We start from the raw sequence: 20,504 nt of genomic DNA on the forward strand, positions 1-20,504 counted from the left end.
GTCAGTGCGCGCCACCGAGTTCCAGCGCGAGCACACCGAGAATCACCAGCCCGATCCCGCCGACCTGCACCAGGGTCAGCCGCTCCCCCAGCAACAGCACCCCGATCAGCGCGATCGCCGCGACACCCACCGCCGACCAGATCCCGTACGCCACCCCGATCGCCATGCCCCGCTTCAGCGCCTGGGACAGGAAGTAGAACGCGGTGGCGTAGCCGATCACCACGACGATCGAGGGAACGAGCTTGGTGAAACCGCCCGAGAGCTTCAGCGACACCGTCGCGGTGACTTCGGAGGCGATGGCCAGTGCCAGCAGGACCAGGGTCATGGCCGCAGGGTAACCGCCGCGCGGCGGTGACACGCCCGCGGTCAGTTCAGCCAGGCGCGGGCGTCTTCGGCGTTCTTGCGGACCTCGTCGAGCTGTTCGGCGACGCGGACACCGGCGGTGCCGCCGCGGGCGTTGCGGGAGGCGATCGAGCCCTGGACGGTGAGCACGTCGCGCACCCCCGCGGTCAGCGACGCGTCGACGGCGGCGAATTCCTCATCGGTCAGTTCGTCGAGACCGACGCCGCGCGCCTCGGCGGCCCGCACGCAGGCGCCCGCGGCCTCGTGCGCGACCCGGAACGGAACACCTCGGCGCACCATCCATTCCGCGATGTCGGTGGCGAGGGTGAAGCCGGCGGGGGCGAGCTCGGCCATCCGGTCGGTGTGGAAGGTGAGGGTGGCGACCAGGCCCGCGATGGCGGGCAGCAGCAGTTCGAGCTGGGCGACCGAGTCGAACAGGGGTTCCTTGTCCTCCTGCAGGTCGCGGTTGTAAGCCAGCGGCTGGGCCTTCAGGGTGGCCAGCAGACCGGTCAGGTTGCCGATCAGGCGGCCCGCCTTGCCGCGGGTCAGCTCGGAGACGTCCGGGTTCTTCTTCTGCGGCATGATCGACGAGCCGGTCGACCACGCGTCGGCGAGGGTGACGTACCCGAATTCCGGCGTGCTCCAGATGATGATCTCTTCGGCCATCCGGCTCAGGTCGACGCCGATCATGGCCAGCACGAACGCGGCCTCGGCCGCGAAGTCCCGGGAGGAGGTCGCATCGATCGAGTTGGCGGCCGAGGCGGTGAAATCGAGTTCGGCGGCGATCTGCTCGGGGTCGAGGCCCAGCGAGGAACCCGCCAGCGCGCCCGAACCGTACGGGGAGATCGCGGCGCGCTTGTCGAAGTCGCGCAGGCGCTCCAGATCACGCAGCAGCGGATGGGCGTGCGCGAGCAGATGGTGGGCGAGCAGCACCGGCTGCGCGGCCTGCAGGTGGGTCTTGCCGGGCATCACGGCGTCCGGGTGCGCGGCGGCCTGGGCGACCAGGGCATCGACCACATCGAGCACGCCGGCGGCGACGCGGCGCACACCGTCACGCAGCCACATCCGGAACAGGGTCGCGACCTGGTCGTTGCGCGAGCGGCCCGCGCGCAACCGGCCACCGAGTTCGGTGCCGACCCGCTCGATCAGGCCGCGCTCGAGCGCGCCGTGCACGTCCTCGTCGGACTCGGCGGGCCCGAAGGCGCCCGAGGCGACGTCGGCAGCGAGGGCGTCCAGGCCGGCCAGCATGCCGGTCAGGTCGTCGTCGGAGAGCAGCCCGGCCTTGTGCAGGACGCGGGCGTGCGCCTTGGAGGCGCGGATGTCATAGGGAGCCAGCGCCCAGTCGAAATGGGTCGACTTGCTCAGCGCCGCCATCGCCTCGGCCGGGCCGGACGCGAATCGCCCACCCCAGAGCGCACCTTCGTTGGTTCCACTGTGGGTCATGGTCGCGGTTTCCTCCGGTCGGCTGGCGGGCATGGCTGGGCACGGCACCGGCCGGTCCGCGTGGACCGGCCGGTGTCGAGACTACGACGTGCTCTCGTACTACTTCTGGTTGAGGTCGCGGCGGGCGGCGACCTTCGAGGACAGGCCGTGGATCTGCACGAAGCCCTTGGCCAGCGACTGGTCGAAGGTGTCGCCCTCGTCGTAGGTGGCCAGGTTGAAGTCGTAGAGCGACTGCTCGGAGCGGCGGCCGTTGACCACGGCCGAACCACCGTGCAGCACCATCCGGATGTCGCCGGTGACGTGCTGCTGGCTGTCCTGCACGAAGGCGTCCAGCGCGCGCTTGAGCGGGGAGAACCACAGGCCGTCGTAGGCCAGCTCGCCCCAGCGCTGCTCGACCTGGCGCTTGTAGCGGCCCAGCTCGCGCTCGATGGTGACGTTCTCCAGGGCCTGGTGCGCGGTGATCAGCGCGATGGCGCCCGGGGCCTCGTAGATCTCGCGGCTCTTGATGCCGACGAGCCGGTCCTCGACCATGTCGAGGCGGCCGACACCCTGGCGTCCGGCGCGGGTGTTCATCTCCTCGATGGCCTGCAGCACGGTGACGGGGCGGCCGTCGATGGCGACCGGCACACCCTTGTCGAAGGTGATGATGACCTCGTCGGGCGCCTCGAAGTTCACCGTCGGATCGGCGGTGTAGTCGTAGACGTCCTTGGTCGGCGCGTTCCACAGGTCCTCGAGGAAGCCGGTCTCGACCGCGCGGCCCCACACGTTCTGGTCGATGGAGAACGGCGACTTCTTGGTGACGTTGATCGGCAGGTTGTTCTGCTCGGCGAAGGCGATGGCCTTCTCGCGGGTCCAGGCGTAGTCGCGGACCGGGGCGATGACTTCCAGATCGGGCGCGAGCGCGCCGATGCCGACCTCGAAGCGGACCTGGTCGTTGCCCTTGCCGGTGCAGCCGTGCGAGACGGTGGTCGCGTTGTGGAACTTCGCGGCCTCGACCAGGTGCTTGACGATCAGCGGGCGGCTGATGGCCGACACGAGCGGGTACTGGCCCATGTACATCGCGTTGGCCTGGATGGTGGGCAGGCAGTACTCGTCGGCGAACTCGTCGCGCGCGTCGACCACGATGGCCTCGACGGCGCCGCAGTCCAGGGCGCGCTGGCGCACCACGTTCATGTCCTCGCCGCCCTGGCCCAGGTCGATGGCCACGGCCACCACCTCGGCACCGGTCTCCTTCGCGATCCAGCTGATGGCGACGGAGGTGTCAAGCCCACCGGAGTAGGCGAGTACGACGCGATCGGACATGTCTGTTGTGCTCCTCGAAGTGTGTGGTCGTTCCGCTGCACGGGCTGCCTGGAGCAGTATGAATGCTCCGGCCGCCGGTCGGCTCGCGCCGCTGCTGCAAATGATTATGCACGATGATGCAATCTCATTCATACCCGGGGGTAGTGACGTCGCGCCCGACCTCGTCCGATTCCCACGAAATCGCCTGCTACCTGCGGTGACATCGCGTCAGCAACTTGGCAGCAAGCATCAACTGTGAGACGCTGGTCACACCAACTACCCATCGGTCGGGGTCGAGGAGTGGACATGCAGCAGCTACGTGATTTCGCCCAGGCGAACTACGACCTCATCGGGGCCGTCGTCATCGGGTTGGGCAATCTGGGGTTGACGGTCGCCAAGACGGTGATCGACCTCGGAACGCCGATTCTCCAGGGCTTCTTCGCCTGATCCCCGCCCTCACCACCCCGGGAGCATCCATGGTCGACACCATCCTGCAGTTCCTGTCCGACAACTACGAAGCGGGCGCCACCGCGGGCCTGCACGTCGGCCGCGTGCTGTTCGACCTGAGCGCCCCGCTGGCGCTCGCCATCCTGAACTTCCTCGCCTCCTGACCGGGCCGGGCGGTCAGCGCCCGGTCGCGCGCAGGCGCTCGGTGAGCCCGGCCCGCACCCGCGGCCAGTCCTCGGCGGTGATCGAGAACAGCACGCTGTCGCGCACGGTCCCGTCCTCGCGCCGGAACTGACGCCGCAGCGTGCCCTCGTACTGCGCCCCGAGCCGCGCGATCGCCTGCTGCGAACGATGATTGCGCACATCGGTCTTCAGCTGCACCCGACCCACGTGGAGCTCGTCGAACGCGTATTCCAGCAGCAGCAGTTTGGCTTCCGGGTTGACCGGACCGCCCCAGACCGACGGCGTGTAGGCGGTGAACCCGATTTCCAGCGCCGCGTCCCGCGGGCGGACATCCAGGTAGGACGTGACGCCGAGCACCGCGCCCGCCGCTCGATCGCCGATCTCGGTGCGCGCGCGGACGATCCAGACATGCCAGTCGGGGTGGGCGTTCAATTCCCGGAGATGATCGGCGAATTCGCTCGCCGCGCGTGGGCGCCAGGGCAGGTGCGCCCAGACCGCGTCCGCGTCGAGGGCGGCGAAGAGCTCACCGGCGTCCGCCGACGGATCGACCGTGGTCAGCCGCACCGTCTCGCCGCGCAACCGGGCGCCGTCGGGCACCGGCCACACCATGTCCGGCCAGGGCTTGTCGTCGGGCCGGGGATCGGGCACGGGCTGGAATCGGACGGTCGCGGAACTCTCGGGCACGTGTGCAATGTAGTGCCCCTGCCGGCGGTGTGTGGCACTCTGGGAGAGCACTATTCGGCTCGCCAACGTGAGGACGAACAAGATGCTCCATTACGTCGCACAGGAATTCTCCACTCTCGGCAACGGTGTGCTCGATGTCGGCCGTGCCCTCGTCGCCCTGGTCCAGGACATCATCGACGTCGCCACTCCGGACTCTCCGGGCGGCGGCGCGGGCGGCGGCCAGTATCCGTTCAACTGATCCGGCGTGGGCTCCCGCCGCTGAGCGGAGCGCGCCGCTAACCTCCCCGGCATGGCCGCCGACGACGTGCGTCTCCACGCGGGCACCGCTGGACTGACCATCGCTCCGGGAGACGGCGGCGCGCTGCACAGCCTCACCGTCGACGGGACCGAGCTGCTCCGCCAGGACCCCGGGACCGGGTGTTTCGTCATGGCGCCCTGGGCGGGCAGGCTCGGCTACGGGACCTTCACCGTCGGCGACCGGACCTATCGGATGCCGATCAACAATCCGCCGCACAGCATTCACGGCACCGCGCGCGAGGGCGCGTGGGATGTCGTGTCCGCCTCGGCGACCGAGGCGACGCTGCGGCACCGGCTGACCGATCCGTGGCCGTTCGCGGGTACCGTCACCCAGCGGTTCGCCCTCACCGACACCGGCCTCACCCTCGAGTTGCGCATCACCACCGACGCCGATCCCTTTCCCGCCCAGGGCGGTTGGCATCCGTGGTTCCTGCGCGAGGTCGCCGCGGCGTCCGGGCCGCTGGTCCTCGAGTTCCAGCCGGGGTGGCAATACGAGCGTGGGCCGGACTATCTGCCCACGGGCCGCCGCCTCCCGCCGTCTCCCCCGCCGTGGGACGACTGCTTCGGGATGCCCGACGGTGTCCTCGCGCGCCTCACCTGGCCCGGCTTCCTGGAATTCACGATCGCCGCGCCCGTCACCGATGTCGTCGTGTGGACCCTGCCGACGGAGTCGCTGTCGGTGGAGGCCCAGTCGGGTCCGCCCAACGGCCTGAATACCGATCCCCGGATGGTCACGCCGGACACGCCGCTGGATGTCCACGTGGACTGGACCTGGCGACGGCTCTGACACTCCCGGCGCGCGACCTCGACGACGGGCGGGCCACCACCCGGTAGGGCGCGTCGGCCGCGGGGCCCGCTCGTCGCCCTCTTCCTCGGCGCGCTCACCCACCTCGACTAGGACTCCCGCACGCAGACAGCCGGTTTCGTGGTCGAGCACTGGTCGCTTTCGCGCGTCCCGCTCGTCGAGGTGGATCAAGGCTTTCGGTCTACTGCGATGATCGGATACTGCGGAAGGTGAGGGCGACCACGAAGGTCAGGGCCGCGATCACGGCGGCGGCGCCGAACGCGGCGGTCATCCCGCCGACGAGGGCGTGCGTCGGTGAACCGCCCGCCTCGCGGGCCGCGGTGCCGAAGACCGTCACCAGGACGGCCAGACCCAGCGCGCCGCCGGTCTGCTGCATGGTCTGCAACGCACCGCCTGCCGCGCCCGCCTCTTCCGGTGACACCGTGGACATGATGATCACGTTCAGCGGCGAGAAGGCCAGCCCGATACCGCAGCCCATGGCGAGCATCGCGACGAACAGCAGCGGGAAGTAGCCGCTGTCGGCCGACAGCCGGGTCAGCAGTACGAGCCCGGTCGTCATCGCGATGGTGCCCGTCACGGTCACCGGTTTCGGGCCGAAGCGGGCCAGTAACCGGGGAATCAGCCGGATCATCGCGAACATCAGTCCCGCCGTCGGCAGGAAGGCGAATCCCGTTGCCAGCGCGCTCATCCCGCGCACATCCTGCAGATACTGGGTCAGGAAGAAGAACATCGACATGCCCGCCATCGGCCCGAGGAACATGTTGAGATAGGCGGCGGCCCGGTTGCGGTCGGCGAACAGGTGCAGCGGCAGCAAGGGCTGCGGCGCACGGAGTTCGATCGCCACGAACGCCGCCAGCAGTGCCGCGCCGACCGCCAGGGAGATGTCGGTGCCCGGCGCGCCCCAGCCCTCCGCGGCCGCGCTGATGAACCCGTAGACCAGCGCGGCGACACCGGCCGTCGCGGTCACCGCGCCAGGCAGGTCGAGCTGGGCGGCTCGCCGCGGCGCGTCGGGCAGATAGCGCAGCGCGAGCAGCACGATGAGCAGTCCGAACGGCACATTGATGAACAGCACCGAGCGCCAGCCGACCCATTCGGTGAGCAGCCCGCCGACGATGAGCCCGATGGCGAATCCGGCGCTGGACATGCCGGAGAACAACGCGAGGACGCGGATGCGTGCTTTGGGCTCGGTGAACGTAGTCGTCAGCAGCGCAAGGGTATTGGGCGCGGCCATCGCGCCGCCGATGCCCTGCAGGACCCGGGCCGCGAGCAGCCAGCCCGCCGAGGGCGCGAGCCCGCCCGCCAGCGAGGCGAGGGTGAACAGCGTCGTGCCCACGATGAACAGCCTGCGCCTGCCGAACAGGTCGCCCGCGCGGCCGCCGAGCAGCAGCAGACCGCCGAAGACGAGGGTGTAGGAGTTCATCACCCAGGACAGGCCGGTGGCGCTGAACTCCAGGTCGGTGCGGATGCGCGGCAGGGCCACGTTCATCACGGTGACGTCGAGAATGATCATGAGCTGGCAGGTCAGCAGGGTGGCCAGGACGATGCCCGGCCGGGCACGCGCGACCTGGGCGTTCGCCGCAAGTGTGGTGGTGGTCAAGTGAGCTCCATCGAAGGGGAAGCTAAACGGAGAGAGTCTCCGTTTATGACAGAGCTAGCATAGGGAGAAAGTCTCCGCTTCCGCAAGCCTAAACGGAGACTTCATCCGTTTCCAGTGGAGGATCGAGTGGACGCACCGTCGCGGCCGATGCGCGCCGACGCGCGCCGCAACTACGAACGCATCGTCGAATGCGCGCGCGACGCCTTCGCCGAGCACGGCATCGAGGCGCCCCTCGACGACATCGCCCGTCGCGCCCGCGTCGGCCCCGGCACGCTGTACCGCCACTTCCCGAGCCGCACGGCGCTGATGGAGGCGGTCTACCGCGCCAATATCGAGGCGCTGGCCGCCCGCGCCGCCGAATTGCGCGAAACCCGCACTCCCTCGGACGCTTTCACCGAGTGGTTCGGCGAGCTGGTCTCCTACATCCTGCACCGGCACGGCCTGGCGGCCACCCTCAAGGCCGCGATCGACCGCACCTCCGACGTCTTCACCGCCTGCTCGACCCTGCTGGCCGAGTCCGCCGAATCCGTCCTGGTCCCCGTCCAGGAGGCCGGGCTCGTGCGCCGTGACGTCGGCCCGCGCGACATCCTGCGGCTCGGCCACGGCATCGGCGCCGGTTGCCAGGCCGCCCCCGAGTCGGCTCCCCTGCTCACCGAGATCGCCCTGGCCGGCCTGCGCGCCCCGGCTGCGCCGGCAGGATGACCTGATGCGGATCAGCGTCACCGGCCACATGAACCTCACGCCCACCACCGAAACCCTGGTGCGCGAAGCGATCTCGGACCTGCTCACCGACTGCCCCGACCTGACCGGGATCACCTGCCTGGCCCGCGGCGCGGACTCGATCTTCGCCGAGGCCGTGCTGGCTGCCGGCGGCCGCCTGGAAGTGGTCCTGCCCTCGCGCGACTACCGCTCGGCCGAGGTGAAGCCCGACCACGCGTCCCAGTTCGACGCCCTGATCGACCGTGCGAGCACGGTGCGGGTGATGGACTTCGACACGGCGGGCAAGAGCGCCTACGAAGCCGCCAACCAGATCCTCGTCGCCGACTGCGATCGCCTCCTCGCGGTCTGGGACGGCGACGATGGCGAACGCGGCGGCACCGCCACCGTCGTCGCCTCCGCCCGCGCCCACGGCATCCCGGTGGACGTCGTCTGGCCGGACGGCGCATCCAGGCAATAGCCGGCTTATCCGGGCAACCGGTTCGGCATCTGCGCGGACTGCCTGGGCAACGGGCCAGACCGACGGCCAGCGCGTGCGCGAGCAGTCGATCGCGCGGGGGCGAGAAGGATCACGCCAATTCTTCTATGCGGGCGGCGAGTTCGGCGCCGGTGAGGGGCTCGCGGGCGATGACGGCGATGGTGTCGTCGCCGGCGATGGTGCCGACGATGAAGGGCAGGGCGGCGCGGTCGAGGGCGCTGGCCAGGAAGTGGGCGGCGCCGGGTGGGGTGCGCAGGACGGCGAGATTGCCGCTGGCGTCGGTGGAGACCAGCAGGTCGCCGAGGAGCTTGGAGAGGCGGCCGGTGCCGCCGGTGACGCCGCGGACGGGGCTGCCGTCCTCGGGCACGACGTAGACACCCGCGCCACCGTCGGCGGCACGCAGCTTGACCGCGCCGAGTTCGTCGAGGTCACGCGACAGGGTCGCCTGGGTGGTCTCGATGCCCTCGGCGGCCAGCAGCGTCGCCAGTTCGGTCTGGCTGCGGACCGAATGCGCGGACAGCAGCTCCACGATGCGCGATTGGCGGCCGGCGCGGGTGCGGGCGATGGCGGGCGACCCCTTCTCGGGCGCGCTCATCGACCGACCCCCACGCCGGCCCCGGTTCGCGGTCTCATGCGGCGGCTTTCGCGAGCAGCCAGACCAGCAGCGCCTTCTGCGCGTGCAGCCGGTTCTCGGCCTCGTCCCAGACCACGCTGTGCGGGCCGTCGAGCACCTCGTCGGTGATCTCCTCACCGCGGTGCGCCGGAAGGCAGTGCATCACAATGGCTTCCGGATCGGCGGCGGCGAGCAAGGCGTCGTTGACCTGGAACGGACGGAACGGGCCGACCCGGTCGAGGCCGTCGTTCTCCTGGCCCATCGAGGTCCAGGTGTCGGTGACGAGCACGTCCGCGCCGGTCGCGCCCGCCACCGGATCGTCGGTGACGCTCACCGTCGCGCCGGTCTCCGCGGCCCGCTTGGCGGCGGCCTCGAGGATCCACGGCAACGGCTCGAAACCGGCGGGCGCGGCGACGGTCACGTGCATGCCCGCGGTGACCCCGCCCAGCAGCAGCGAGTGCGCCATATTGTTGGCACCGTCGCCGAAGTAGGTGAGACGAAGCCCGGCGAGGGCTCCCTTGCGCTCGCTGATCGTCTGCAGATCGGCGAGCACCTGGCAGGGATGGAACTCGTTGGACAGCGCGTTCACCACGGGAACCGTCGCGGTGGACGACATCTCGTCGAGGCGCGACTGTTCGAAGGTCCGCCAGACGATGGCCTCGACATAGCGCGAGAGCACGCTGCCGGTGTCGCCGAGGGTCTCCTCCCGGCCCAGCTGGGTGTCGCGGCCGTCGACGACGACCGCGTGCCCGCCGAGCTGGGCGATGCCCAGCTCGAACGAGAACCGGGTGCGGGTGGAGTTCTTCTCGAAGATCACCCCGACCCCGCGCGGACCGTCGAGCGGCCGGTGCGCGAACGGGTTCTTCTTCAGATCCGCGGCGATGGCGAGGATTTCGGCCTGTTCGGCCTGGGTCACATCGTCGTCGCGCAGGAAGTGGCGCAGGGTCACTTGCTGGCTCCCTTCGCATCGGCGGCGGCCTTGTCGAGGATCTCGGGCAGGTCGGCGACGAAGTTGTCGGCCTGGGTTTCGGTGAGCACCAGGGGCGGTGCCAACCGGATCACGTTCGGCTTGGCGGGGTTGATCAGGTAGCCCGCCTCCCGCGCCCGCTCGTCCACAAAGGCGGAGATGTCGTCGCGCAGCACGATGCCGATCAGCAGACCCGCGCCACGGACGTGATCGATCTCGGGATGCTCGAGCAGCGCGATCCCGTCGCTGAGCTTCTTTCCGACCCATTCCACATGGGAGAGCAGGTCTTCGGCATCGATCGTGCGCAGCACGGCCAGCGCCGCCGCGGCGCACACCGGGTTGCCGCCGAAGGTGGTGCCGTGCATGCCCGGGGTGAGCAGCTCGGCGGCCCGGCCCTGCGCCAGCACGGCACCGATCGGCAGACCGCCGCCGAGCCCCTTGGCCAGGGTGATCGCGTCGGGCACGATGCCCGCCGCCTGGTGCGCGAAAAACGTTCCCGTACGGCCGATTCCGGTCTGCACCTCGTCGAGGATCAGCAGCGCGCCCGCCCGCGAGGTGATCTCGCGAGCCCGGGCCAGATAGTCGAACGGCGGGACGACCACCCCGGATTCGCCCATCATGGGCTCCAGGAACACCGCGGCGGTGTCGCTGTCGACGACGGCCTCGAGCGCGGCGGCGTCACCGTAGGGCACGTGCACCACACCGGGCGGCATGGGCGCGAACGGCTCGCGCTTGGACGGCTGCCCGGTGAGTGCGAGCGCGCCCATGGTCCGGCCGTGGAAGGCCTCCTCGGCGGCGACGATCTTGGACCGGCCGGTCAGCCGGGCGATCTTGAACGCGGCCTCGTTGGCCTCGGTGCCGGAGTTGCAGAAGAACGCCTTGCCCTCACCGTCACCGAAGTGCGCGAGCAGCTTCTCGGCCAGCTCGATCACCGGTTCGCTGGCATAGATGTTCGACACGTGGCCGAGCGTGCCCAGCTGCTGGGTGACCGCTTCCAGGATGGCGGGATGGGCGTGGCCGAGGCTGTTCACCGCGATGCCACCGAGGAAGTCGACGTAGCGCTTGCCGTCGGCGTCGTAGACCACCGCGCCCGCGCCGCGGACCAGCGCGACCTTCGGGGTGCCGTAGTTGTTCATCATCGCGGCCGACCACCGCTGCTGCAGCTTCTCTACTTCACTCATGCGGTCACCATCGTTCCGATTCCTTCTCCGGTGAACAACTCCAGTAGTACCGAATGCGGCACCCTGCCGTCGATCACATGGGCGCTGGGCACCCCACCCTGAACGGCGCGCAGGCACGCCTCCATCTTCGGCACCATGCCCGCATCCAGGCGCGGCAGCAACTCCGCCAGCGCCGTCGCGTCGATCTCGCTGGTCAGCGAGGAGCGGTCGGGCCAGTCGGTGTAGAGGCCCTCGACATCGGTCAGGACGACGAGCTTCTCCGCGCCGATCCCCTCCGCCAGCGCGGCGGCGGCGGTGTCGGCGTTGATGTTGTGCACCACGCCGTCGGCGTCGGGCGCGATGGTGGACACCACCGGGATGCGCCCGGCATCGATCAGGTCGAGCACGGCACCGGGGTTGACCTCGGTGACGTCGCCGACCAGGCCGATGTCGGTGGCGACGCCCTCCACGGTCACGGTGCGCCGGGTCGCGGTGAACAGGTGCGCATCCTCACCGGAGATGCCGACCGCGTACGGGCCGTGCGCGTTGATCAGCCCGACGAGCTCGCGCCCGACCTGGCCGAACAGCACCATCCGCACCACGTCCATCACCTCGGGGGTGGTGACGCGGAAGCCGCCGCGGAACTCCCCCGCCATGCCGAGCTTCTTCAGCATCGCGTTGATCTGCGGGCCGCCGCCGTGCACCACCACCGGGTGCACGCCGACGGTGCGCAGGAACGCCATGTCGGCGGCGAAGGCGGCCTTGAGTTCGTCGTCGACCATGGCGTTGCCGCCGTACTTCACGACGACGACCTTGTCCCGGAACTTCTGCAGCCACGGCAGCGCGTCGGCGAGCACATGCGCCTTGTCCAGCGCCGACAGGGATTGCACCACACCGCTGCTCATGAGCTGTACGCCGAGTTCTCTTCGACGTAGGCGTGCGAGAGGTCGGTGGTGCGCACCATCGCGGTGCCCTCGCCGACATTGAGCTCGATCAGCACGTCGATGTCCTCGCCGGACAGGTCGACCTCGCGCGCGCCGGGCGCGCCGACGCTGTCGACACACACCGGATTGCCGTTGAACGACACCGCGATCCGGTTCGGGTCCAGCGTCACCGGGGCGATGCCGACGGCCGCGAGCACCCGGCCCCAGTTCGGGTCCGAGCCGAACAGCGCGGTCTTGACCAGGCTGTCGCGCGCGACCGCCCTGGCGACGGTGAGGGCCTCGTCCTCGGAGGCCGCGCCGCTGACGGTGACCCGTACCCGCTTGGTGACGCCCTCGGCGTCGGCCATCAGCTGGGCGGCCAGGTCGTCGCACACGGTGAAGACGGCGGCCTCGAGGTCCTCCTGGGACGGGGCGACGCCGCTGGCACCGTTGGCCAGCAGCAGCACGGTGTCGTTGGTGGAGCAGGAGCCGTCGACGTCGAGCCGGTCGAAGGTGTACTTGGTGGCCTTACGCAGCGCCTGGTCGAGCTGCTCGGGGGTGGCCGCCGCATCGGTGGTGAGTACGACGAGCATGGTGGCCAGTGACGGGGCGAGCATGCCCGCGCCCTTGGCCATGCCGCCGACGTTCCACTTGTCCTCGTGATGGAACGCCGATTCCTTCGGCACGGTGTCGGTGGTCATGATGGCGTGCGCGGCGTCGGAGCCGCCGGACATGCCGCCGCCCATCTCGTGCACGATCTCGGTGACGGCGGGGATCAGCTTGTCCATCGGCAGCCGGTCACCGATCAGGCCGGTCGAGCAGACCGCGATCTCGCCCGCGCCGGTCTCGGTGCCCCAATTGCTCAGTGCCGCGGCGAGTTCCTCGGCGGTGCGGTGGGTGTCCTGGAAACCGCCGGGGCCGGTGCACGCGTTCGCGCCACCCGAGTTCAGGATGACCGCGCGCACGCGACCCGACTTCAGCACCTGCTGCGACCACAGCACCGGCGCGGCCTTGACCTGATTGCTGGTGAACACGCCGGCCGCCGCGTACTCGGGGCCCTCGTTGAGCACCAGCGCGAGGTCGGGCTTGCCGCTGGCCTTGATGCCCGCCGCGATACCGGCGGCGCGGAAGCCGAGCGGGGCGGTGACGCCCTGGGTGTGGATCAAATTGCCGTGGTCCGTCGTGTGCGGATCAGGGGTCGTCACGGTGCCACTCCTACGGTGGAAAGTCCTGCGGTCTCGTCGAATCCGACGGCCAGATTCATCGATTGCACCGCGGCGCCCGCGGTGCCCTTGGTCAAGTTGTCGATCGCGCCGATCACCACGAGCAGGCCCGCGTCGGTGTCGACGGCGACCTGCAGGGTGATGGCGTTGGAGCCCAGGACCGCACCGGTCTGCGGCAGGACGCCTTCGGGCAGCAGGTGCACGAAGGGTTCGTCGGCGTAGGCCTTCTCGTAGACGGCCCGCGCTTGCGCGGCGTCGACCTTCACCGGGGCGGTGCAGGTGGCCAGGATGCCGCGCGGCATCGGGGCGAGCACCGGGGTGAACGACACCGAGACATCCACGCCGCCCGCGGCTTTCAGGTTCTGCGCGATCTCGGGGGTGTGCCGGTGCGCGCCGGCGATGCCGTAGGCACGGACGCTGCCCATCACCTCGGAACCGAGCAGGCCGATATCGAGCTTGCGGCCCGCGCCCGAGGTGCCGCTGACGGCGACGACGTTGACGGCAGGCTCGATGATGCCCGCGGCGATGGCCGGCGCCAGCGCGACGCTGGACACGGTCGGGTAGCAGCCGGGCACGGCGATGCGCCGGGCGCCGGTGAGCCGCGCGCGGCCACCGGGCAGCTCGGGCAGGCCGTAGGGCCAGCTGCCCGCGTGGGCGCTGCCGTAGTACTTCTCCCAGGCGGCGGCATCGGTGAGCCGGAAGTCGGCGCCGCAATCGATGACGACCGTGGACTCGGGCAGTGCCTGCGCGATGGCGCCGGACTGGCCGTGCGGCAGGCCGAGGAACACGATGTCGTGCCCGGCCAGGACGTCGGGGGTGGTTTCCTGCAGGACGCGGTCGGCCAGCGGCAGCAGATGCGGCTGGAGCGCGCCCAGGGCGGTGCCCGCGTTGGATCCGGCGGTCAGCGCCCCGATCTCGAGGCGCCCGGTTCGGTATTCGGGGTGGGCCAGCAGCAGACGCAACACTTCGCCACCGGCGTATCCACTCGCACCGGCAACCGCCACCCGCAGTGCGGGTCCTCCCGACGAATCAACCATGTGATGATTATGCACGACTATGCAAGCTCATTCATGGGCAGGTGCGGTCGCGAGCGGCGCCTTCCCCCCGATCAGCCGCGCGACCAGCGGAAACAGCAGCACTGTCGTCGCGCCGGCGGCGACCAGGACCGACGCGGTATCCGCGCTCATCAGCTCCGTCGACACCGCCACCTGGGTGACGGCGACGATGATCGGCAGGCCGGTGGCGGCGAACAGGGCGAGCTGGGCGCGCTCGTGCGGCGATGCCAGATTGCGCCCGTGCGGGACGAACCGCTCGCTCAACCACACCGGCAACCCGCGAGCCACCGCGATGGCCGCCACGAACGACACCCACAGCAGCGGCCGGTCCGCGACGGCGGACAGATCGATCGCCATGCCCGAGACCACGAAGAACACCGGGATCAGCAGCCCGAAGCCGATGGTCTCGAGCTGCTCGTCGACCCGCGGGTGGCCCGCGGCGATGAGCCTGCGCAGCACCATGCCCGCGGCGAACGCGCCGAGCACCACATCGAGGTCGAAGCGTTCGGCCACCACCATGAGCACCAGCAGCAACAGGATCGACCCGCGTACCGGCAGCTGGGAGGTGCCGCCGTCCATCCTGGCCAGTGCCGCCCCGAGGTCGGGGATGCGCCCGAACAGCCGCACCGGGATCACCCCGACCAGCAGCGCCGCCAGCACGAACAGGGCGAGCACCACCAGCGCGGCGCCGATATCGTGGCTGCTCAGCAGCACCGACATGGCCACGATCGGGCCGAGCTCACCGACGGCGCCGTGCGCGAGCACCGCCCGGCCCAGCGCGGTGTCGAGCAGCCCGGCCTGCTTGATGATCGGCAGCAGGGTGCCCAGCGCGGTGGAGGTCATCGCGATGGCGACCGCGATGTGCTCGGTCGTCGACTCACTGTCGGCCAGCACGGTGACCAGTCCGAACGCGAAGACGAGACCGGCCAGCCACACCAGCCAGGCGACCCGCCCGGACTTGCCGCCGAGCAACCGGGGATCCAGCTCGTAGCCCGCGAGCAGGAACAGCATGCCCAGCCCGAGTTCCTTGATCAGGTCGACCCCGCCGTCCGCGGTGGCCCAGCCGAGCGCGAACGGCCCGAGGACCGTGCCCGCCACCAGCAGGATCACCACATCCGGCACGAACCCGCGCAGCGCCCGCGACAGCAGCGGCGCCAGCACCGCGACGAGCGCGATCCAGAACAGCGAGACGATCGGCGACGGGCCGTCGGCGGCGGCGAGCAGCTCCATGCGCCTCATCGTGGCACGGCGAGTCGGGCGAACCGGGACACCTCGCTGGAGGTCCGGACGAGAATCGGATCACCCGCGCCTGTCGAAACGGCGTCGTCCCGTTCGTCTAGGAGATGAAGCCCCACCACGCGAAAGGACGATCATGAAGCAATACCTGCTGTGCGTCTACCAGCCCGACGGACCGGCGCCCGCGAACATCGACGCCATCCTCGACGAACTGTCCGCGCTGAACGAGGAGATGCGGGCGGCAGGCGCCTGGGTGTTCGCGGTCGGCCTGCACGAGGCGAGCACCGCGACCGTCGTACGCGCGAAGGAGGGCGAGGTACTGATCACCGACGGCCCCTTCGCCGAGGGCACCGAACATATCGGCGGCTTCACCGTCATCCAGGCCGCCGACCTGGACGAGGCCCTGGACTGGGCGGGCCGGCTGGCCGCGGTGCTCACTCTGCCGATCGAGGTGCGGCCGGTGGCGAGCGGCTAGATGGACATCGAGGCGGTTTTCGCCGAGCACTACGGGCGCGCGGTCGCGTCGCTGATCCGCGTCTTCGGCGACATCGGCGTCGCCGAGGACGCGGTGCAGGAAGCGTTCGCCGCCGCGGTGGTGCGCTGGCCCGTCGACGGTGTGCCGCCGAGCCCGGCGGGCTGGATCATCACCACGGCCCGCAACCGCGCGATCGACCGGCTCCGCCGCGAGGCGACCCGGGCCGACCGGCACGCCGAAGCCGCTCTGCTGCACGCGGACCCGGCCGGACCCACCGACGGATTCCCCGACGATCGGCTACGCCTGATCTTCACCTGCTGTCATCCGGCGCTGGCTCCCACCGCCCGGGTCGCGTTGACGTTGCGGCTGCTCGGCGGACTCACCACCGCCGAGGTCGCGCGCGTGTTCCTGGTCTCGGAATCGACGATGGCGCAACGGCTCGTCCGCGCCAAGGGCAAGATCCGCGACGCCCGCATCCCCTACCGGGTGCCCGCCGACGCCGAACTGCCCGCGCGGCTCCCCGCCGTGCTCGCCGTGGTGTATCTCGTGTTCACCGAAGGCTATTCGGCGACCGCGGGCCCCGATCTGATCCGCGCCGACCTGTGCGCCGAAGCGATCCGGCTCGCTCGACTGCTCACCGATCTCCTGCCCGGCGAGCCGGAGATCATGGGCTTGCTCGCGCTCCTGCTGTTCACCGAAGCCCGCCGGGCCGCGCGCACCGACGGTGGGCGCCTGATCCCGCTGCCCGACCAGGACCGCACCCGCTGGGACGGTGATCTCATCGCCGAGGCGCGGGCCCTGCTCCGAGAATGCCTGCGCCGCAATGCCCCAGGCCCCTACCAGCTCCAAGCCGCCATCAACGCCGTCCACACCGACGCCCCCACCGCGGCCGCCACCGACTGGCCCCAGATCCTCACTCTCTACGACCACCTGTACACCCTCACCCCCACCCCCGTCGTCGCCCTGCACCGCACCGTCGCCCTCGCCGAAGTCCACGGCCCCACCGCAGCCCTGGCCGAACTCACCACCATCGACCTCCCCGACCACCACCTCTACCACGCTCTCCGCGCCGACCTCCTCCGTCGCGCAGGCCGCTTCGCCGAAGCCATCACCGCCTACGACACCGCGCTGGCCCTCACCCCCAACGACATCGAACGCGACTACCTCCGCCACCGACGAGATTCCCTGCGCGATGCCTGAGCGCGTCGTCGGCCCGGCTCGCCGGAATTCGGTGATCACCGGTGATCAGCCGCTCGATCGCGAGTACGGTGCGGGTTCATCGAACTCGTCTAGCTTCCACGGACCCCTTGCTCAGACCCTGCGAGAAGTAGGCCGGGACGAAGGTTTGGTGCTGCTCGGGCCAAGGATGTGCTGCTGATTCTTCGGTGTCGCGGAGTTCAGGTACCGGCGGAGGCGGCCGAGCGAGTCTCCGCGTGCCGCGATCAGCAGGTGTTCGACTGAGAAGCCGGGTCCGGGGCGTCAGCGTAGGTCGGCGAGGTCCAGGCCGAGGGTTTCGGTCAGGCCGGTTTCTCCGGTGGGGGTGACGCGGACGGCGCGGCCGGTGCCGGACGGGGTGATCCAGCCGAGAGTCAGGAGGCGGCGGTGCAGGAGGACCGCGGCGGGGCCGCCCAGGTGGGTGCGGCGCTCGGTCCAGTCGAGGCACGGGCGGGTGAGGGGGCGGCGGGCGCGGGTGAGGGTGGGCTCGTCGATGCCGAGGGTGTCGGTCAGCCAGGTGATGCCCTCGGGTGTCAGGGTGTGGGCGCTGTCCGGGTCGAGGAGGCCTCGGTGGGCCATGGCGTCGGTGATGGTGACGCCGAGGCGACCGGCCAGGTGGTTGTAGCAGGTTCGGCCGCGGGCCAGCGCCGCGTCGGCGGTCGCGGCGCGCAGGTTCTTCGGCGGGGTGGGGGTCGGATCGAGTTCCGCCAGCAGGGTTTCCAGGAGTTGGGCGATCGCGGGGCTCGCCAGTTCGACATAGCGGTGCCTGCCTTGTTTGCGTTCGGTGATCAAACCCGCGGTACTCAGGCGGTCCAGGTGGGCCGTGGCGGTAGAGGGAGCGACGCCGGTCAGGCGGGCCAGTTCGCCCGCGGTCCAGGCGCGGCCGTCGAGCAGGGCCAGGCACATGTGGGCTCTGGTCCGGTCGGCGAGGACGGCGGCCCAGTCGGCGAGGGCGGCGGCGCGGGCAGGCATCTCCCCATCATGCGACCGCGATTGTTCGGCGGCCATCGAAAGGTCGCGGACCTACCGTCGACGGCGTGATCAGCGATCCCGAGCTCGTCCGCGAACTTCTGGCCACCGCGCCGATGCCGCCGGTGCCTGTTGCGCCCGGACCGGGCATCGCGTGGCTGCGGGCGCACGTCCCCCGGTTCTGCGACGGCCCCGTCCATCGGCGCCGCCGGGCAGCGCTGCAACGCGAGCTGGATCGGTTCGATCCCCTAGTCCTGCGCGCCGAGGCCGCGGCCAGGGCCGGGCAGCCACTGGCCCATGTCCGCGTGCTGCTCGCCGCGATGGGGATCCCGCAGCGTGCGGTCACGGCGGTGTGCGCCGTCGCCGACGCCTATCAACCCCACCAACCGATCACCCCGGCGGCGGATGCGGCGGTGGGGGAACTCGTGGCGTTGTGCGCGGAGCCGGCGAATGCCTCCCCACACACCGGCACACCGCCGGCCGGAGCGCTGCATCAGCCGGTCCGCGCACACGTCGCCGCCCGCGCAGCGGTGGTCGACGACATGGCCTTTCCGGACCGGACAGCGAGTCCGGTGCACGCGGACCGAGGCCCGGGCGATGACGAAGAGTCCGGGAGCGAGCCCCCGACCGAGGATGAGCGAATCGCGGCACGGATCTGCATCCTGGTCCAGGCGTGCGCGGCCACCGGCGAATTGCTCGCGGCCGCCCGCGCGTCACACCTCGGCGCCCCGGCGGACCGGCCCGCGCTGATCATGGCCACCACACCGCCGCTGCGCGCCACCCGGCGTCTCGTCGACGGCGTGGTGACCGAACTAGATCTGCGGCACCCGGGCCTGGGCTTCGGCGCGGGACCGCACCGGTGCCCCGGGAGCGAACTCGCGGTCGCCCTCGCCGGCGGGATCCTCGCATCCGAAACCGCACGCCACCCGGCCGACCCGCGTCACTCCGCCGAGCCACACCATCCCGCCGACACACACGATTCGCTCAATGCAAGCCCGGGCAACACCTCGGTCGCCACAGGAAACGGCGGGGCGACGAAACACCGATCGCGAGGCCGAAACACGGTGTCTTCGAATGCCTTCCATGCCCTCCACCGCGATGGGCGCCCCCTCGTTCTCCCCAATGCCTGGGACTTCACCTCCGGTGCTCTGCTCGTGGATGCGGGATTCCCGGCGATCGCCACCACCAGTCTCGGGGTAGCCGCGGCCGCGGGCCTGCCCGATGGAAAGGCCGCGTCGGCGGACGAAACCTTCGCCCTCGCCGCACGATTGACGCGGTTGCCGGTCCTGGTGAGTGTCGATATCGAAGCCGGGTTCGCCGAGGATCCCGCGGAGGTGGCCGACTATGTCGCCCGGCTGGCCGACCTCGGTGTCGCCGGAATCAATATCGAGGACGGGCGCGACAACACCCGGCTGGCCGCGCCGCACCAGCACGCCGACCTCATCACCATCATCAAGGACCGGACACCACACCTGTTCGTCAACGCCCGGGTCGACACGTACTGGTTCGGCATCGACGAGGACTCGACGGTCCATCGGGCACGGCTGTATGCGGCGGCGGGCGCCGACGGATTGTTCGTTCCGGGTGTCACCGACCCGACCACGCTGCGCACGCTCGTCGCCGCGACGACGCTCCCGCTGAACACGTTGTACGCACCAACCGGCCCCGATATCGATACCCTCGGGGCACTGGGTGTCCGCCGGATCAGCACCGGGTCGGCCCTGTACCGGGCCGCCCTCGGCGCAGCGGTCGGGCTGGCCCGCACGGTCAGAGGCGACCCCGGTGAACGGTCGGCCCCACCCGACTACCGACGCATCCAGGCCCTGCTCGCGGCGGCGAACACCGACTAGCGCGGTCAGTGTTTGCGGACCACCTGTTCGCCCGCGCCGGGCTTCCACACGGTGATGTCGAGGTGGTCGTCGTCGACCTCGACGGTGGAGGCTCCGGTGAGGTCGGCGACGAAGAAGTGGTCGAACTTCTCGCCGCGGATGTCGAAACCGCTGTCGTCGAACAGTTTCTGGGCGAAGCGGGCGTGCACGGATTCGTCGGTGATGTCGGTGACCGTGCCGAACAGTTTGGCGTCACCGTCGGTGACCTTGGTGTCGACGGTGGCGGTGTGCAGACAGAAGCGCGGGTCGCGGGCGAGGTCGTCGAACTTCCTGGTGTGGGGCATGCCGGCCAGCACCAGCATGCCCTCGAAGATGGTCGGCTCGATCGGGCTGATCCGGGGCGACCCGTCGGCGCGCACGGTGCCGAGCATGCACAGATTGCCGGTCGCCTGGTGCCTGCGCAGGAACAGGGCGGAGATTCGCGGTGCTTCCTCGGTGAACTGGCTCCATGTGGTCATAGTCGAACAGTACGACGCAACCTTGACATCCTGTGTCAAGGTTTGCG

General features: G+C 70.3%; 23 protein-coding genes. 9 read left to right on the forward strand and 14 right to left on the reverse strand.

Features of this window, described 5'->3' with window-relative positions; genetic code table 11:
- Position 1 precedes the first annotated feature (1 nt).
- The 3 genes from ACIO52_RS28565 to ACIO52_RS28575 form a co-directional block, all read right to left on the reverse strand.
- Positions 2–325, reverse strand: a complete 324-nt coding sequence (locus tag ACIO52_RS28565; RefSeq protein WP_402648183.1) for a DMT family transporter — start codon at positions 323–325, stop codon at positions 2–4.
- Between the two features lie 41 nt (positions 326–366).
- Complete coding sequence (argH, locus tag ACIO52_RS28570) at positions 367–1,785, reverse strand: argininosuccinate lyase (protein ID WP_316574114.1); 1,419 nt, start codon at positions 1,783–1,785, stop codon at positions 367–369.
- 99 nt (positions 1,786–1,884) lie between these two features.
- Positions 1,885–3,087 (reverse strand): argininosuccinate synthase, encoded by a 1,203-nt coding sequence (locus ACIO52_RS28575; protein WP_218718161.1) that lies wholly within the window; start codon positions 3,085–3,087, stop codon positions 1,885–1,887.
- A gap of 285 nt (positions 3,088–3,372) precedes the next feature.
- Between ACIO52_RS28575 and ACIO52_RS28580 the strand changes: the two genes are divergently transcribed.
- Positions 3,373–3,513, forward strand: coding sequence for a hypothetical protein (locus ACIO52_RS28580; RefSeq protein ID WP_218718162.1), 141 nt, complete (start codon positions 3,373–3,375; stop codon positions 3,511–3,513).
- Positions 3,514–3,542: 29 nt separating this feature from the next.
- A complete protein-coding gene (locus tag ACIO52_RS28585) occupies positions 3,543–3,677 on the forward strand; it encodes a hypothetical protein (RefSeq protein ID WP_255587635.1) in 135 nt (44 codons plus the stop codon).
- A gap of 13 nt (positions 3,678–3,690) precedes the next feature.
- Here the strand turns inward: ACIO52_RS28585 and ACIO52_RS28590 are convergent, their stop codons facing one another.
- Entirely contained in the window at positions 3,691–4,380 is a 690-nt protein-coding gene (locus tag ACIO52_RS28590; protein ID WP_316574113.1) for a GNAT family protein, read from the reverse strand.
- Between the two features lie 82 nt (positions 4,381–4,462).
- Between ACIO52_RS28590 and ACIO52_RS28595 the strand changes: the two genes are divergently transcribed.
- Both ACIO52_RS28595 and ACIO52_RS28600 read left to right on the forward strand, forming a co-directional pair.
- Positions 4,463–4,618: a hypothetical protein gene (locus ACIO52_RS28595; RefSeq protein ID WP_218718163.1), complete on the forward strand. Its 156-nt coding sequence runs from the start codon at positions 4,463–4,465 to the stop codon at positions 4,616–4,618.
- Positions 4,619–4,669: 51 nt separating this feature from the next.
- Positions 4,670–5,464: an aldose 1-epimerase gene (locus tag ACIO52_RS28600; protein ID WP_402648189.1), complete on the forward strand. Its 795-nt coding sequence runs from the start codon at positions 4,670–4,672 to the stop codon at positions 5,462–5,464.
- A 199-nt stretch (positions 5,465–5,663) separates the two neighbouring features.
- On the opposite strand, the gene ACIO52_RS28605 is transcribed toward ACIO52_RS28600, so the two are convergent.
- Positions 5,664–7,079 carry an MFS transporter gene (locus tag ACIO52_RS28605; protein WP_218718165.1) on the reverse strand — a complete coding sequence of 472 codons (1,416 nt, stop codon included), beginning with the start codon at positions 7,077–7,079 and terminating at the stop codon, positions 5,664–5,666.
- A gap of 126 nt (positions 7,080–7,205) precedes the next feature.
- On the opposite strand from ACIO52_RS28605, the gene ACIO52_RS28610 reads away from it, so the two are divergent.
- Both ACIO52_RS28610 and ACIO52_RS28615 read left to right on the forward strand, forming a co-directional pair.
- Entirely contained in the window at positions 7,206–7,781 is a 576-nt protein-coding gene (locus ACIO52_RS28610; protein WP_402648192.1) for a TetR/AcrR family transcriptional regulator, read from the forward strand.
- A gap of 4 nt (positions 7,782–7,785) precedes the next feature.
- A complete protein-coding gene (locus ACIO52_RS28615) occupies positions 7,786–8,256 on the forward strand; it encodes a hypothetical protein (RefSeq protein WP_402648193.1) in 471 nt (156 codons plus the stop codon).
- A 109-nt stretch (positions 8,257–8,365) separates the two neighbouring features.
- Here ACIO52_RS28615 and ACIO52_RS28620 read toward each other — a convergent pair whose 3' ends face one another.
- The 7 genes from ACIO52_RS28620 to ACIO52_RS28650 are packed head-to-tail and all read right to left on the reverse strand — an operon-like array spanning position 8,366 to position 15,445.
- Positions 8,366–8,869, reverse strand: a complete 504-nt coding sequence (locus ACIO52_RS28620; RefSeq protein WP_218718167.1) for an arginine repressor — start codon at positions 8,867–8,869, stop codon at positions 8,366–8,368.
- 34 nt (positions 8,870–8,903) lie between these two features.
- Positions 8,904–9,836: an ornithine carbamoyltransferase gene (gene argF, locus ACIO52_RS28625; RefSeq protein ID WP_316574110.1), complete on the reverse strand. Its 933-nt coding sequence runs from the start codon at positions 9,834–9,836 to the stop codon at positions 8,904–8,906.
- The gene (locus ACIO52_RS28630) at positions 9,833–11,035 is read right to left on the reverse strand and encodes an acetylornithine transaminase (RefSeq protein WP_218718169.1); all 1,203 of its coding nucleotides are present in this window, start codon (positions 11,033–11,035) and stop codon (positions 9,833–9,835) included. Before ACIO52_RS28630 ends, argF begins: the two co-directional genes overlap by 4 nt.
- Complete coding sequence (gene argB / locus ACIO52_RS28635; RefSeq protein WP_218718170.1) at positions 11,032–11,919, reverse strand: acetylglutamate kinase; 888 nt, start codon at positions 11,917–11,919, stop codon at positions 11,032–11,034. Before argB ends, ACIO52_RS28630 begins: the two co-directional genes overlap by 4 nt.
- Positions 11,916–13,142 (reverse strand): bifunctional glutamate N-acetyltransferase/amino-acid acetyltransferase ArgJ, encoded by a 1,227-nt coding sequence (gene argJ / locus ACIO52_RS28640; protein ID WP_308248458.1) that lies wholly within the window; start codon positions 13,140–13,142, stop codon positions 11,916–11,918. Before argJ ends, argB begins: the two co-directional genes overlap by 4 nt.
- Positions 13,139–14,197, reverse strand: coding sequence for an N-acetyl-gamma-glutamyl-phosphate reductase (gene argC / locus ACIO52_RS28645; RefSeq protein WP_218718171.1), 1,059 nt, complete (start codon positions 14,195–14,197; stop codon positions 13,139–13,141). The genes argJ and argC overlap by 4 nt, the downstream gene beginning before the upstream one ends.
- Positions 14,198–14,224: 27 nt before the next feature.
- Positions 14,225–15,445: a cation:proton antiporter gene (locus tag ACIO52_RS28650; RefSeq protein ID WP_218718172.1), complete on the reverse strand. Its 1,221-nt coding sequence runs from the start codon at positions 15,443–15,445 to the stop codon at positions 14,225–14,227.
- A 142-nt stretch (positions 15,446–15,587) separates the two neighbouring features.
- Between ACIO52_RS28650 and ACIO52_RS28655 the strand changes: the two genes are divergently transcribed.
- Positions 15,588–15,926, forward strand: a complete 339-nt coding sequence (locus ACIO52_RS28655) for a YciI family protein (protein ID WP_218718173.1) — start codon at positions 15,588–15,590, stop codon at positions 15,924–15,926.
- On the forward strand, positions 15,927–17,126 hold the full coding sequence (locus ACIO52_RS28660) for an RNA polymerase sigma factor (protein ID WP_342801096.1): 1,200 nt from the start codon (positions 15,927–15,929) through the stop codon (positions 17,124–17,126).
- A gap of 279 nt (positions 17,127–17,405) precedes the next feature.
- Here the strand turns inward: ACIO52_RS28660 and ACIO52_RS28665 are convergent, their stop codons facing one another.
- Entirely contained in the window at positions 17,406–18,113 is a 708-nt protein-coding gene (locus ACIO52_RS28665; RefSeq protein WP_402648200.1) for an ArsR/SmtB family transcription factor, read from the reverse strand.
- 1,061 nt (positions 18,114–19,174) lie between these two features.
- Between ACIO52_RS28665 and ACIO52_RS28670 the strand changes: the two genes are divergently transcribed.
- Entirely contained in the window at positions 19,175–19,960 is a 786-nt protein-coding gene (locus ACIO52_RS28670) for an isocitrate lyase/phosphoenolpyruvate mutase family protein (RefSeq protein WP_402648324.1), read from the forward strand.
- A 5-nt stretch (positions 19,961–19,965) separates the two neighbouring features.
- Here the strand turns inward: ACIO52_RS28670 and ACIO52_RS28675 are convergent, their stop codons facing one another.
- Positions 19,966–20,457 (reverse strand): pyridoxamine 5'-phosphate oxidase family protein, encoded by a 492-nt coding sequence (locus ACIO52_RS28675; protein WP_218718176.1) that lies wholly within the window; start codon positions 20,455–20,457, stop codon positions 19,966–19,968.
- Between the last annotated feature and the right edge of the window lie 47 nt (positions 20,458–20,504).

It is taken from the genome of Nocardia sp. NPDC087230 (assembly GCF_044744725.1).
Taxonomy (GTDB): domain Bacteria; phylum Actinomycetota; class Actinomycetes; order Mycobacteriales; family Mycobacteriaceae; genus Nocardia; species Nocardia canadensis.

Coding starts and splice junctions, on each gene's coding strand:
- ACIO52_RS28600 (WP_402648189.1), top strand. CDS start 4,670: ATGGCCGCCGACGACGTGCGTCTCCACGCGGGCACCGCTGGACTGACC.
- ACIO52_RS28675 (WP_218718176.1), bottom strand. CDS start 20,457: ATGACCACATGGAGCCAGTTCACCGAGGAAGCACCGCGAATCTCCGCC.
- ACIO52_RS28615 (WP_402648193.1), top strand. CDS start 7,786: ATGCGGATCAGCGTCACCGGCCACATGAACCTCACGCCCACCACCGAA.
- ACIO52_RS28580 (WP_218718162.1), top strand. CDS start 3,373: ATGCAGCAGCTACGTGATTTCGCCCAGGCGAACTACGACCTCATCGGG.
- ACIO52_RS28630 (WP_218718169.1), bottom strand. CDS start 11,035: ATGAGTGAAGTAGAGAAGCTGCAGCAGCGGTGGTCGGCCGCGATGATG.
- ACIO52_RS28660 (WP_342801096.1), top strand. CDS start 15,927: ATGGACATCGAGGCGGTTTTCGCCGAGCACTACGGGCGCGCGGTCGCG.
- argC (WP_218718171.1), bottom strand. CDS start 14,197: ATGGTTGATTCGTCGGGAGGACCCGCACTGCGGGTGGCGGTTGCCGGT.
- ACIO52_RS28595 (WP_218718163.1), top strand. CDS start 4,463: ATGCTCCATTACGTCGCACAGGAATTCTCCACTCTCGGCAACGGTGTG.
- argB (WP_218718170.1), bottom strand. CDS start 11,919: ATGAGCAGCGGTGTGGTGCAATCCCTGTCGGCGCTGGACAAGGCGCAT.
- ACIO52_RS28650 (WP_218718172.1), bottom strand. CDS start 15,445: ATGGAGCTGCTCGCCGCCGCCGACGGCCCGTCGCCGATCGTCTCGCTG.
- ACIO52_RS28575 (WP_218718161.1), bottom strand. CDS start 3,087: ATGTCCGATCGCGTCGTACTCGCCTACTCCGGTGGGCTTGACACCTCC.
- ACIO52_RS28655 (WP_218718173.1), top strand. CDS start 15,588: ATGAAGCAATACCTGCTGTGCGTCTACCAGCCCGACGGACCGGCGCCC.
- argH (WP_316574114.1), bottom strand. CDS start 1,785: ATGACCCACAGTGGAACCAACGAAGGTGCGCTCTGGGGTGGGCGATTC.
- ACIO52_RS28565 (WP_402648183.1), bottom strand. CDS start 325: ATGACCCTGGTCCTGCTGGCACTGGCCATCGCCTCCGAAGTCACCGCG.
- ACIO52_RS28665 (WP_402648200.1), bottom strand. CDS start 18,113: ATGCCTGCCCGCGCCGCCGCCCTCGCCGACTGGGCCGCCGTCCTCGCC.
- ACIO52_RS28620 (WP_218718167.1), bottom strand. CDS start 8,869: ATGAGCGCGCCCGAGAAGGGGTCGCCCGCCATCGCCCGCACCCGCGCC.
- ACIO52_RS28585 (WP_255587635.1), top strand. CDS start 3,543: ATGGTCGACACCATCCTGCAGTTCCTGTCCGACAACTACGAAGCGGGC.